Annotated in this window: 9 protein-coding genes and 1 pseudogene; 2 read left to right on the top strand and 8 right to left on the bottom strand. The window is 39.2% G+C overall.

The features are described from left to right. The 7 genes from PGS38_RS15960 to PGS38_RS15930 all read right to left on the bottom strand — a co-directional run bounded on the left by PGS38_RS15960 (window position 1) and on the right by PGS38_RS15930 (window position 9,755). Window positions 1-900, bottom strand: coding sequence for a hypothetical protein (locus PGS38_RS15960; protein WP_117802250.1), 900 nt, complete (start codon window positions 898-900; stop codon window positions 1-3). Continuing rightward, entirely contained in the window at window positions 854-1,807 is a 954-nt protein-coding gene (locus PGS38_RS15955) for a single-stranded DNA-binding protein (RefSeq protein WP_117802251.1), read from the bottom strand. Before PGS38_RS15955 ends, PGS38_RS15960 begins: the two co-directional genes overlap by 47 nt. A gap of 15 nt (window positions 1,808-1,822) precedes the next feature. Next, window positions 1,823-2,302: a hypothetical protein gene (locus PGS38_RS15950; protein WP_118640135.1), complete on the bottom strand. Its 480-nt coding sequence runs from the start codon at window positions 2,300-2,302 to the stop codon at window positions 1,823-1,825. Beyond that, window positions 2,286-3,176: a hypothetical protein gene (locus PGS38_RS15945; protein ID WP_117802253.1), complete on the bottom strand. Its 891-nt coding sequence runs from the start codon at window positions 3,174-3,176 to the stop codon at window positions 2,286-2,288. Before PGS38_RS15945 ends, PGS38_RS15950 begins: the two co-directional genes overlap by 17 nt. A 115-nt stretch (window positions 3,177-3,291) precedes the next feature. Next, window positions 3,292-7,185 (bottom strand): DNA polymerase III subunit alpha, encoded by a 3,894-nt coding sequence (gene dnaE / locus PGS38_RS15940; RefSeq protein WP_118640134.1) that lies wholly within the window; start codon window positions 7,183-7,185, stop codon window positions 3,292-3,294. Between the two features lie 99 nt (window positions 7,186-7,284). Then, window positions 7,285-8,094 (bottom strand): hypothetical protein, encoded by an 810-nt coding sequence (locus PGS38_RS15935; protein WP_118640133.1) that lies wholly within the window; start codon window positions 8,092-8,094, stop codon window positions 7,285-7,287. Between the two features lie 134 nt (window positions 8,095-8,228). After that, complete coding sequence (locus tag PGS38_RS15930) at window positions 8,229-9,755, bottom strand: hypothetical protein (protein WP_270476422.1); 1,527 nt, start codon at window positions 9,753-9,755, stop codon at window positions 8,229-8,231. A 226-nt stretch (window positions 9,756-9,981) separates the two neighbouring features. Here PGS38_RS15930 and PGS38_RS17885 point away from each other — a divergent pair. Next, a pseudogene (locus PGS38_RS17885) lies at window positions 9,982-10,371 on the top strand (single-stranded DNA-binding protein); the annotation flags it as partial. 383 nt (window positions 10,372-10,754) lie between these two features. Beyond that, complete coding sequence (gene srtB, locus PGS38_RS15920) at window positions 10,755-11,594, top strand: class B sortase (protein WP_270476419.1); 840 nt, start codon at window positions 10,755-10,757, stop codon at window positions 11,592-11,594. 44 nt (window positions 11,595-11,638) lie between these two features. On the opposite strand, the gene recD2 is transcribed toward srtB, so the two are convergent. After that, window positions 11,639-13,909: an SF1B family DNA helicase RecD2 gene (gene recD2 / locus PGS38_RS15915; RefSeq protein WP_270476418.1), complete on the bottom strand. Its 2,271-nt coding sequence runs from the start codon at window positions 13,907-13,909 to the stop codon at window positions 11,639-11,641. Between the last annotated feature and the right edge of the window lie 13 nt (window positions 13,910-13,922).

Genomic DNA, 13,922 nt, shown 5'->3' with positions numbered 1-13,922 from the left:
TTACTCTCCATTAATCTGTTCATCAACATAGTCTTCGGGTGTCCATTGCTTTACATCAGTTAGGTCAACTCCTTGCAGATTTTCTCCCATAGCAACCAAATTCTGCGTTATCAGCGAAAAATCAGAATATACCCTGTCTTTATCCTGTAACGCATTCTGAGCCGTTTCGGAATTATTTTGAGATATAGCCGAAGACATGTTTTGCAAATAGACTGCAATATCATTTTTGATCCAAGATAGCAGCATATCCTTCACTTTGGAATATTTTGTCTCAACTGTTAAAGCATCTGTTTTTATGGATAATGAGGATACCGTATCCAATTTTTCCTCATATAGCGGTGCCAAGGTCAAAGGATCTTCCTCTCCCTTCCCTAATCTGTAATCCAGCATTAGCACTTCTTCATATAACGATCGGCATTGTAAGTATTGATACAGAATTGTATCGTAAGCTTTTTCTTCTTTAATGTCTTGTACCGATACAACTTCCGGTACAATTTCTCCATTTTCATTGTAATTATAATCGGTCACCATAACTCCATAGATAAGAATAGATACGTAAACGCATCCTGCAATCAATACACCGCTCATAATGTTTGAAAAAATCTTTTGATGCTTCTGACTTTTCTCTTCCTGCCGTTGCTGCAATAATTCATTTATCTCCAACGAATCCTCTGAATATAATTCTTCCGGCTCTGCAGGCTCCCGCCGGATCGAAGCTAACCTCTTTTCTTTGCTCCTTTTTAATTTCACAGATGTTTTATTTTTAATACGCCGGGATCGTTGAAAAGAGATATGAGAATCTCCCATATCTCTTTTCATTTCCGAAAGGTTACGTTCTTCGACGTTTTTGGCTTCAATCTGATTCGCTGTCAAACGATCCGCTAATCTCGTCTGTTTCATCAGACTCTTCTCCCCTTTCTTGTGGGTCTGGTAATGTACAATTTGCTCCATACTCAATAGAATACGGAATTACTTCAACAGCCAAATATGCTATTTTACTGATCTGACCGCAATATGGACACTCATATTCTTTCACATAAGACCTTGTTTGTATTGCCCCATTTATGCTCACATTGGAATGGATATGCAGCGCTGCGGCATATTCTGCTGCTTTGAGACCGTAGGCTTTAATCCATACATAATCTGTCTTTTTGTCTACGCCATCCTCAACAATCCGGCGTTTACGGTTTGAAGCAATCTGAAACTGAATCATGGATGGTGGTTTCCCTTTTTCTCCGCCAGGCTGAAAAACAGGTTCCCGACATAACTGACCATCCAGGAATATTTGGTTTGAAAATTCAATTTCTTTCTCCAGATGTTGCCAAATATCACGTTCTGAAAGGGCAAAGAATCCCGTACTTAGTAACATGTTCTGCATATCATGGTCTAAATTGTTTTGCTCGACAAATTCATGGAAGGAGACTTCACCACGTTCCATAATATTTACAGCAATTGGATTCACATATACCTGAACACCATCTTCAATATACGGTTCCATTACTTCATGACAGTGCATGCATAAAGGTTCTCTTTGGTATTCTTTCGTGCATAATGTGCCTTTGATCTGGACAAAATCTCCTTCATTGATAAGCGTATATACATCCCGAATCATCTCTTCATGTTCTGTACGGACAAGAATACTATCTCTACGAATCTCTCCTCTAAGCAACAATTCTTCTGTAGCATAAGATTTTCGGTTCGTATCGACAACAATCTTTCCCAAGACATATTGTCCTGCTTTATTCTTGTATATCCGAGGTGGTTGTTTGACACGTCCATATAGATATACTGTGTTCTCTTTCGCCATAATGCCCTCCTGTTTCTATTGATTATATAGAGAGGCCATCCCCGTCAGCACATTAATGTCTGTTTCGAATATATGGCTATAATTCGTCAGATCGGTTTCTCCACTTTCAACAGATTCCTTATACTCTTTCATATGATCGAGTGCTGTTTGCATCGCTGTTATTAAGGATAATCTATCATCCTCTTTACCGACGGACGGCTGCATAGCAGTTACATTATCCAGTGTTTCCTGTAGTAACTGTATACTCTGCTCCGTGGCTTCAGTCTCGTTCTCATACACGCCATCCGTTGAATGTACCGCTTGGTTAAGACGCGTAGATAGTTCATTAACAAACACAGTGATCTGTTTGTTAATATAGATGCTATATTCCAATGTTGTCTGCGGATATTGTGTAGCATATTTACCAGTCGATGGATCTGCTGGCGTGACCGTACAACTGGTCAACCCGACTGCCATCACCAAACATGCGATTATTATCTTAGGTTGTCTCTTCATAGTAATTGTTCTGCGCTCTCTGAAATGGATACTGCATCTGAGCATTAGCGGTTTCCACATGTGCCGGATTGTTCTCAGAATGCCGCTCTTCATAATTACTATTTGCCGTTTGCAGCGTTTTCTCAGAGAAAGCGTCAACGCCTGTTTCCGGATTTGCTGGAACAGCAGGGGGATCAAAGGACTCATTCTTGTCATTATTCGCCTCTTCTTCTGGCTGAAGACTTTCTGTCGGCTCTTCCGGGGCTTTCGGGGCTTCGTCACTTTCTCCATAAGAGAACAGATCTGTGCAAACAAGGCTCTGACGGCTTTCCCTTTGGGTATCGTCAAGTACAGATACATAGCATGATACAGCAACATTTTCTCCTTCCTTCAAATTTGCTGCTGCCCGCTGAAATCTGCCAAGGCACGTTACTCTGCAATTATAATCTCTTCTTCCAGAGGGAATGCGAATATTCAGGAAGGTAACTTTGTCCGTAGGCGTTCTGATCGATGTTACGATACCGGCAAGCACTCCCCAGTTTTCATCAGCCTGCGCACCACCGCCTTGCTCCGGAATTGATTCATCAAGAATCTGTGTTAATCTACGTTTGGAAACAGCGATGCTGTCTCCAACAATTGTTGGTGTGGAATGATAATTTCCTTCCGCATCCTGTGTTCTACGGTTCTGCATATGCCCAGCAATTCGGACATGATCACCAACGCGGAAAATAATTGCCTGGTTAATGTCATAGAATCTCAGTTGAATATTCCGAATCTGCCTTTCTGCATTGGAACGAATAACTAAGATGCAGTTTCCGCGTTCTTCCATACGCATAGACACTACTGTGCCTGCGATATGGATTTCATTTTTCAGAACAGTTTTTGTGTTTTCCATGTTCTTCTTCTCCTTATCTGATTTTGAACCTCAAAATAAGGTCCTTACTATTAGTATTGTAAAATGTCCGAAAATTTTAGGCCGAAACATTTCTGTTTCGGCCCATGAGTGGATTTCAAAAATTCAATTTTCGAATATTACGTATAGCATCTGTTTTAAGATGCAATACATCGTCATTTAAAAAGATTTCCTTTCCCTTAAATTGTAAGTGTTCACGAATAGATCCATTGTCGCATTCGTAGAATATTACAGGATGTCCCTGCTCAACCAGATACGGTTTCAAACTTTGGCATACATCCGGCCATTCTGTCCTGGATTGGAAGCTGATAAAAACATGGTTGCTGTAAGGATGACATGGAAATATCTGCCTTGCAATCAATTCGTTTGAAAAGGATTCTTCGTCTTGTTTATTAAAATACCCGTATACTTTGATAACATTTCCATCTTTGATATATTTTTGGACTTGTTTGTAGTGTTGGGCAAAAACAATGCATGAAGCCAATCCGTCCCAATCTTCCAAATCAAATGTAACACCTATTCCGTCATTCCGCTGCCGAAATTCCTTAATATTGGATATAACCCCCATATAAATTTGTGGTTTTTCGGCTTCAGCATGTGATAAAGGTGTAATTGATTTATCTGCTTTTAAGAGTTTAAATTGTTCCAATGGATGTCCAGATATATAAGCTCCCAAAAGCTCCTTTTCTTCATTTAATTGGAGCAGCCAATTTTCTTTATCTGAGCTTTGTGAAAGGGAAATCTCTTCTTTTAATTTTCGGCAGATTTCTTCTGTTGTATAATCTTTGATATATTTGTTTTTTATAGCAAATGCCGGAAGAATTGCATTTTTTAGTGCAGTGCGTGAAAAACCACATTTATCTAATGCACCACTAACGATCAGTTTTTCCATGTCGGCTTTTCCAATAGAAACTCTTGCAAGCAGATCACAATAATTCTGAAATTTTCCCTTTTTCCTTTCTTCTATCATTTCCTGCATACTGGCACTTGATATTCCTTTAATTGCAGCCAACCCATACAAGATTTTTCCATTGTAATCAGAAAACTGCATTTCTGAACGATTAATATCTGGTGAAATCACCGAAACTCCCATTGTTGAACATTCCTTAACTGCAAGCGAAATCCTGTCTAATTCAGAAGCATTCAAAATCGCACACATAAATTCTACTGGATAATGGAATTTAAGCCATGCAGTCATATATGAAATCAGCGCATAAACCGCAGCATGCGACCTGTTAAATGCGTACCGCGCAAAACCTTCCAAAGATTCCCAGAGTGCTTCTGCATCCGTTCTGTCGGCACCATTTAAAACAACACCGTCTACAAACTGGGATTTATACTTTAGAAACTTATCTACTTTCTTTTTCGACATATATCGTCGAATAATGTCTGCTTGTCCGAGAGAAAAGCCTGCACATTCATGGAAAATGGACATTAACTGTTCCTGATAGATACATTGCCCATATGTTGTCCCCAATATTTCTTTCAATTGAGGGATAATATAGTGAGTTTCTTTCTTTCCATGCTTTGCTGCTATAATATCCGGAATAAAATCCATCGGGCCGGGACGATATGCGGCAACCAGTAAGATCAAGTCTTCAAATGAGTCTGGTTTAAACTCACGCAGCATTTTTTTCATGCCATCAGACTCAAATTGGAATATAAAGGATGTTCTGCCCTCTGCAAATATGTGAGAAAAAACCTCATCTTCAAATGGAAGTTTCTCTGGATCAATTTCAATTCCATAGTTTTTCTTTATTCTTCGAATAGATTCAGAGATGATATCCAGATTCTTTAAAGCAAGAAAATCCATTTTCAATAACCCAATCTCTTCTGCTTCGACCATGTTGCAGGATACTGCCCATTGCTCTTTCTGGGTATTATAATACATTGGAATATAGCTGGAAAGGGGCTTTCCATCGCCGATAATAATGCCCGCCGGATGTACAGAAAATGCTGTAATAGTACCTTCTATTGATACGGCACGATCCAAGATGATTCTATGTTCTTTCGAAGTTTCATAGTCTTTTAATATATCATCTCGATTTTCTGACAATGTGCCTGTTTTATTTGAAATATTTTTGCAGAGTTCTTCTCCGATCCTACGGATCTCTTTTCTTCCCTGCTCACAGATTTCTTTCGATTTTTTCCCTTGTTCTTTTTCTGGCATTGGGTACATTTCATATCCCCTGACTCTTGCCATATTCTGTATACAGGCTTTTGCAAGCTGCGTCATAACCGTCCGAATATACGCAACCGCAGAACTGCCATATTTTTTCATCACATATTGAATCAAATTGTCTCTAATTTCATTTGAAAAATCCACATCAATATCCGGCATGGAAACTCGCTCTTTATTTAAAAATCGTTCGAACAGTAAATTATATTGCAACGGGTCCAATGCAGTTATTCCCATACAATAGTTCACAAGAGATCCTGCTCCCGAACCGCGGCCTGGACCAACCCCATATCCCATTTTATATGGATTATTTATCTTGGCAATCCGTTTTCCCTCCTGCACATAATCGGCTACGATCAGAATATAATCTGCATATCCCATATCAATAATCGTATTAAGTTCATATTCCATTCGATCTATATATTTCTGTGAAATTGTACTTACTTTTCTTTTCAATCCGCAATAAGCCTTTTGCCGCAATAATTTCGGAGCATCGACACGCTGTCCCATTTCGTCCAGAAAAACCGGATAATGCTGTGCTTCAGGCACACGCGGAATATCAACATTGCATTTGTCACATATTACCCTGATATTAGCGATAGCTGACTTTACAATGTTTTCTGGAATTATCTCACACAATTTTTGAGATAATTCCGTATCTGATTTTAAATACAATTCCCTGTCCGAATCCGTCACTGGTTCAAACTTTTCAAAACGCAATGACTTCAGGTAGCTGCGTCCCTCAGCATCTTCTGGCCGAATGATATGCACATCATTTGTTGCGACAACGGAAACGCCATTCCTATACGCTAATTCAGCAAGAATTGGCATCACATAGGCTTCATCTTCCATACCATGATACTGCAGTTCCACATAGAAATTCCCCTTGAAAATCTTCTGAAATCGTAGTAATTCCTTCTCTGCCATTGAAATCAGTTTCTCATCCGGTTCTATTTCCCGATTTTTTTCTTGAATTTGGCTTTCATATTTGTACCATTGATCGAGACTTTTTTGGGCTTTTTTCACACGTTCCTTGTTTCTGGTCACTTCAGATGACTTTCTTTTGAGTTCGGCAGAGATATGCTGCAGCTTTTCTTTCGCGTTTTCGGTTTCTCGCATTTCGTTTTCCAGTTTCTGTTTCGTTGCTATGTATACCTGCGAATCCGCTTGCAATGACGCTAACCCTTGCAACCTCTTTTTATACGTCTTTTTTGCCAATTTCTTAGTCTGCTCTTTTTCAGATCTCAATGCTTCTACTTCAATAGACGTTTTTTCAATTTCGAACAATAATAATTTCATTTCCAGCGTATTTGGAGCTGGATATTTTTTCTGTCTCCTTTTTAACAGATCAATTTCATGTAGGATATGTTTATTATGCAACAGAATACAGCTTAAAACTCCATTTACGCAAGCACTTGACGCAATTACATTTCCACTTGCAAAACAAGACTCTAAGATTTCGTAGTTCATAACGGGCGACGGAATACGTCCAAGAGTAAGCATATGCTGGTTTGATAAAGTGACCGCTTTGCATAGCTCCTGATATCCTTCATAGTTCATGGGAAGCAGTATTAAATGTGCATGATCTGCATAATCCGTCTGAATGTATGCTTCTACGCCGGGGATTCCTTTTATCCCTATTGCGTTGCAGGCATTTAAGAATTCAACATGTCCCGCACACACTCCATGATCTGTCAGTGTAATCGCTTTTGCACCCATTTCCTTTGCTGCAAGGCACAGTTTTTCAATCTTATTCGTCGAATCCTTTAATGAATAGTCTGAGTGACAATGAATAAATCCATATGCTTTCAAAGTAAATCCTCCATTCTAAGATTAGTATCATTATTTTCTATTTTTCAGAAATTCACATATAAAAAAAGTGGGTTTCATTTTCTCAACCCACTTTTTTGCCTAAGCCAAAACACTCTGGTTATTTATAAGTTCTTGTGAATTATGGATTTTTCCTCCATTTCTACGATATACCTTTTGGCATTCACGAAAAATGCCATCTAATTCTCTTAACAACTCATTTCTTCCGTATTGATCAAAATATTGAAAAATTTCCTGTGTATCGGTTGAAACAAACTCCGATCCTGTTAATTGGCGTGCCAAACGTCCAATTTGAATCATTTTTTCTTTCGACTTTTCTCTCAAAATCCACTGTCGGGTTTCTAAATCCAAATCTATCCAAGGGTTCCATTTGGGCTGCTCCATAATCAGATAGGAGCCATTCTCGCATTTTCGAAAATAACATCCCGATGGTTCCTCGAAAGTACAATTTTTTACCAGATTGAAGCTCGGATATGTCGCAAGACCTAACAATTCTTTGGTTTCTTTAGCTACAGGATCTTTCTTTTTCTTTATTTTTTTTGAAGATTGATAATAATCTACTTTTCCAGAAATCTCGATCAAGGCTTCGATGGATTGTCTATAGGAAAGAAATTGCTTTAAGATGTCGTAGCTGTCATATGACATATTGCAGCAGTAGCAATGACATCGGCTGCCTGCTCTTCCATCGTAACGATTCGTTGATATTTTGCAATTTCCAAAATTCGTATCATTGTGATCCGGAGATGGACATAAGATATCTACTGTACTTTTTCCTAAGTTTCTAACCTGTATTGGATAGCCATTCATCAATAACCATTCTACTGCCTGTAACGGTGTAACACTGTTTACAAGATCTTGAAATTCTTCCTTATCGTATTTAATCGATTTCATTGTGACTCCCTCCATTTCTTTAATAATTGGCGGGCATGGATTTCAAATTATATTGTTTGCTCCTTTCGTCATCCATCCCAGTTATGGATAGAATAGAAAATATCTGCAAAAATAAAAGAGGCCAAAAGCCTCTCTTATTCTTCCGGATGATCCGCCGAATCATCTTCCATCTGATCTATTTGCATCTGTTCACGAGCTTCTTTTGTCGTCAAATCGCTTTTTTCTGAAGTTTTCGTCTGTTCTGATTCACTTAAAACGGGCTGTTCAGACACATCAGGTGATGGTGTTGGCGTTGCGGACGGAGTAGGTGTTGCTTCTTTTTCCGCATCTGTATCATCCTGTTTTTCTGAAATTGCTTCTTTTGAGAAGTTACTTTCTGATGTCTGTGATCCATCAGCGGAAGCGAAAAAGCTGATTCGATCTCCGGATATTGAGTTGAAGCCAAACCCTTTGAAATCAAAATATGAGATAGATACAATTTCTCCAGATTTGTTTAAGATTTTTTTCGCTTTTTCCGTGATTTGGATTGTTCCAATTCGTTGTCCCGTTGAATTATCTGCGCAAAGTAAATTTCCCTCGTAATCGTATCCATAAATAAGAACTATGTACTCTCCTCGTTCAGCGCTCATAAGTGATGCCAAGATGCAGGCATTATCCTCGGCTATGGATTGTCTTACGAACTGAAGGTCATTTAATGTATTGCTGTTCTGTGTGTATCTTTTTGTGTCATCTGCGTCATATGAAATTTTCTTGATGTCTGTGATTGTATTTGCTCGTGTATCTGGATCAATATCCATTGCTGTCTTTTCTGTTCCAGTTATAAAGCCCGTATCTGGAAGAATCGTTGTTAAACCCTTGAAAAAGAGATTGCTATCTGGATATATGGAATGTCCGAAAAAGGAAAATTCAGAAATCTGCTTTAACTTTGTATCATACAGCTCAACAGACATATCTCCATCAATGCGCCACGCATTTTCTTCCGTTTTTTTATCCAGCAACGTCCGGACTCCATTTATGTTCTTGTAGACGTATTTGTTTTTCGAATCTGGAAACTGAGCGTATCCTGTAAATCCACAAAACCTATACCCTGTAATAGTTTCCACAACAGAACCATATGATTTTGATGCATAATCGTCTGCCCAAAGGATTACGTTTCCTATTTGATAAGGAGATCCAACTTCCTTCCCATTTTCCTGATCCGTCTTTTTCTGTTTATCTGCCAGAACAGTTTCAGCTTTTAACGGATTCGTATTTGTAACTTTCAATTCACAATAATCTGTAGCGCCGTCTCCATCTGTATCAATATTCCATGGATCTGTTCCATTCGTCTCTTCGTCTGCATTTGATAACCCGTCCCCATCATAATCGCCAGAAGGATCTTCTCTTAATACCGTATTTGCCTTTCTGATCGCTGTTATGTCTGTGCTGACATTAACGGTTTGTGCCGTAGGCACATAAAAATACTGCGGCAGATAAATAAATGCGAAAATTCCGGAACAGATGATCAAAGTGATCCCCAGCTTTTTTTGCTTCTGCTTTCTACTGGGTGTTATATTTTTCCCACGACTATTATATACGGGAAGTCCGGTCTGCTTTTTATGCTCTTTTTTAGGGGTGCGAATCTGTTTTTGTTGTGCTTTTATTTGCTTTAATCTGCTCATTCTGCTATCCATCCTTTTTTATCATTTGACTTTAATTATAGTATTATAAAATACATTTTTTTTCGTACGTGAAAATGGGAAAAAATATTTTTTGCTATTCTATACTCATAGAAAAAAGAAATTTATTTTTTTCTGATTTCTATATACTATATTTGAACATTAAATCGGGCGAAAGGAGAACCACAAAAGACTCCTTTCTGCCTCCATAAGAATTAGGAGGACAAGTATGAATTCAGTTGTATTAATGGGAAGATTAACGAGGGACCCAGAAGTGCGTTATTCGCAGGGAGAACGGCCGAACTGTATTGCAAGATATACTCTTGCTGTAGATCGCCGCTACAGATCGCAAAATAGCGATCAGCCAACTGCCGACTATATCAGTTGTTTGGCATTTGGAAAATTTGCAGAAACCGCGGAAAAGTATTTTAAACAGGGAACAAAGATTACTATTCGTGGCCGCATTCAAACCGGAAGCTACACAAACCGCGATGGTCAAAAAGTATACACAACCGATGTCGTTGTCGAAGATCAGGAATTTGCAGAAAGCAAATCATCTGCAGGACAGGCAGCAGGAGCTGCTTATTCTCCACAGCCAACAGGTTCAGCTCCAAACGGAACTTATCGCCAGCAGTCAGCTTCCACAAACCCAAATGGAAATTACCCGAATCCGCCAGCAGGCACACCACAGCCTCCGACTGGAAACTTCCCTGGTCCACAGGGTAATGGCGCATCCATGAATTACGGAAATTCTGCAAATTCCCGAAACTCTGGATCGGCACCAACATACAACAATCCAACAGGCTTCATGAACCAGCCGCCGGTCGGCAACAATATGCAGCAGGGTAACAGTTACAATGATCCCACAGTTGGGATGAACAGCGGTTTTATGAATATACCCGATGGAATTGACGAAGAACTTCCATTCAGCTAATCAGAAATCAGAAAGGAGAAAAAACGGGAAAGCTCTCAAGACATGAGGGCTTTTCTGTTGTTTGAACCATGATAAGAAAATTCTTCAGATTATTAAGCATCTTAGTTTTATGTGCAGCCTTGTTTTTCGGATACCAAACACTCGAGTGGTCTAACAAATACAAACAAGGACACGATGAATATGAAAAACTCCAAGCTCAAAATACACCGGAAAACGAATCTACGCCGAAAAACAACTCAGACTCAACGAAAGAACTTCCTTTTTGCCCAGATTGGACTGCTTTAATAGCAGAAAATCCTGATATTGTTGGCTGGATACGCATGAACCCTACCTGTGATTATCCTATTATGCAGGCACAAGATAATGATTACTATCTCTACAAAGGATTCGGGCGCAGTTATAATATCAACGGAAGCATTTTCCTTTCCTCTGTGAACAGCTCTGATTTTTCGGACAAAAATTCTATTGTTTATGGTCATAACATGCGGAACGGAGATATGTTTGGTGATAATGATTATTACTATGAAAAATCGTATTGCCTTGAGCATCCCTATTTCTGGATCTATAGAGAAAATGGACAATACACCTATCGAATTTTTGATGTCATGAGGGTAACAGATGCAACGGAAGCTTATGATACTCAGTTTGCGTCGGATGATGACTTTGAAACGTACTTAAACGATATGAAAAATCAATCTTCCTATACGATTCCGGATGCCTGGCCTTCCAAAACAGATCATATTGTTTCCTTATCGACCTGTGTTGCTGCCCACGGATCTACCCGCATGATTATCCAAGGGAAATTGGTTAATATTACGGATTATTCTGGTGATGATATTCCGCTTACATCCCTGACCACACAAAACCAAAATTCTAACGATACGCCAGACAGTTCTGAACAACAATAGTCTCATAAGAAAAAGCGACTCCCTCAAACCGGAAGCCGCTTTTCTTATTCTGATTTCAAATATTCTGCCAAATTGGTGAGCCTTTTCCCTGCTTTGGCAATACGAATTGATGTTTCCATAGCATAGGATTCATCAATCACATATACCTTTTTCTTTGCCCTTGTCACAGCTGTATAAAACAAATTTCGCACCAACATGTTCGTTGGTTCTGCCGGCATAACAACGATAATGCAAGAAAATTCAGATCCTTGGGATTTATGGATCGTCATAGCATAAGATAACCCCAAATTATCCATAAGATCTCTGGTAATTTCGTAATGTGAATTACGTACATTAACCGTAAGACCACTTTCTGACACCTTTACAATTTTTCCAATATCTCCATTGTACAAGCCAATTTCCCCTTCGTAGGAAGAAATAGAATAATTGTTCTTATAAAACATCACTTTATCGTTCAAACGATACTTTATTGAACCATATGTGATTCCCTTCGTTTGAGGGTTTAGTAACGCTTGTAAAGCAATATTCATATTTTCAACCCCAGAAATACCTTTCCGTGCAGGGCAAAGAATTTGGGTTGAAAAAGGTTCTTCTGGATTGTATAACTTTTTCATTAGGGATTTAACCTGTTCTAAAGACTCTTCCGCAGATTTTGTATGAATGACTTGGAAATCCGGTCGTTCATCCAGCGTAGTGATTCCGGCATTAATCCGGATAGCATTAGAAATGATGGAAGAATCACCTTTCTGCCGAAAAACATCTGTCAACATAGTCCGCGGAATCAAAGATTCTGGAGCCTCCAACAAATCGTGTAACACCGCTCCGGCACCAACGGATTCCAGCTGATTAATATCTCCTACCAGAACCAATGTTGTTCCGGTTTTGATTGCCTCCAACAGCAGATCGAAAACTTCAATATTAATCATGCTCATCTCATCAACCACAATAAGATCTGCATCTATTGGGTCGCTAGAATCTTTACATACAGTTGTATCTCCGTATGGCTTCAAATCAAGCAACCGATGCACCGTAACTGCTTCCATATGTGTCGATTCTGCCATTCTTTGGGCAGCGCGTCCGGTTGGAGCACAAAGACGTATCGTATCTTTCGGATGCATTCTTTTATAAGCCAGCAATATGCCCAAGATCGTCGTTGTCTTGCCTGTACCCGGTCCGCCGGTAAGAATCTTAACTCCCTTTTTTCGTAAAACCATAGGGAAGGCAGATCTCTGCTGTTCTCCATAGTTCATTTTACATGCACGCGCAGCATATAGAATAAGATCCGGTGAAAAGCTTTGGTTTTCACATGATGCAGATGCTAATCTACGAATATTTTTGGCAATTCGTTTTTCCGCAGTCAAATATTTTTGCGGATGAATAATACAGTTTTGTCCGTCTACTTCCTGCAAATAATCTTTCCCAATTGCAGTTAAGACCGCGGACGTTGGAACATGTTCTGCATAACATCCAGAATTTAAGATCCGCTGAATATTATAATGAAATAGTTCACCAGTATAATAAGTATGTCCATTTGCACTCAAAATATTAGCTGCCTCGAAAGCAGCTAATTTGATCCGGCCGAAAAATTCAGCAGGCTTATGAAATTTAACCCCTAATTTATCGCATGTCAAGAAACCAAGCCCAAGCTTTTTTCCATAAGAATACGGATCTTCCATAATCTTTTCTTCTACACTGCTTCCATACAATTTCACAGCTTTTGCACACGCTGCATAAGAAACTCCGCAGTCATGCAGCAATTCAAATACTTTTCGCTCCTCCGTTGTAGATGCAATGCTTTTACACAGATTTGAAATTACATTGCTCGGCAATCGTGTTTCTGCAACTAGCCGATTAACAATGCCTGGCTGATGGACCATTCGAAACATATCCGTTCCATGATTTTTCACAATAACAACCGCATCCGAAAAATTGATACCTGGAAAAGTAATCAAATACTCCAAAATCGTCATTTCTTCTGCATCAGTTTCTTCTACACGCGTTACTATGAAGTCATAGGCAACACCATCCGGCATGGAATCCAAGGAAAAGTATCCATATACCTTAATTGGAGTTCTTTCCTTAAAAAAGGAAATACCTGCTTGTGTTGCATCACAGTTTATGACATTCCATCGGATCTCTTTGTTATCTAAATTATTTTTAACATATGAATCTCGAATCATTTCTTTCATTGGCATTTCCTGCCTCGTTTCCAAGCGGAAATAACACCGTCCAGAACGTTCATCTCTCCACAGATAGGTTTGCATACATCCTATCAGAAGAGATTCCGGGGCAGGGACACATTGTCTTTCATTCATTTTTATCTTCTCC

The sequence above is a fragment of the Fusicatenibacter saccharivorans genome, assembly GCF_027667425.1.
Lineage (GTDB): Bacteria > Bacillota > Clostridia > Lachnospirales > Lachnospiraceae > Fusicatenibacter > Fusicatenibacter saccharivorans.
This window is presented reverse-complemented; position numbering and strand designations above follow the sequence as displayed.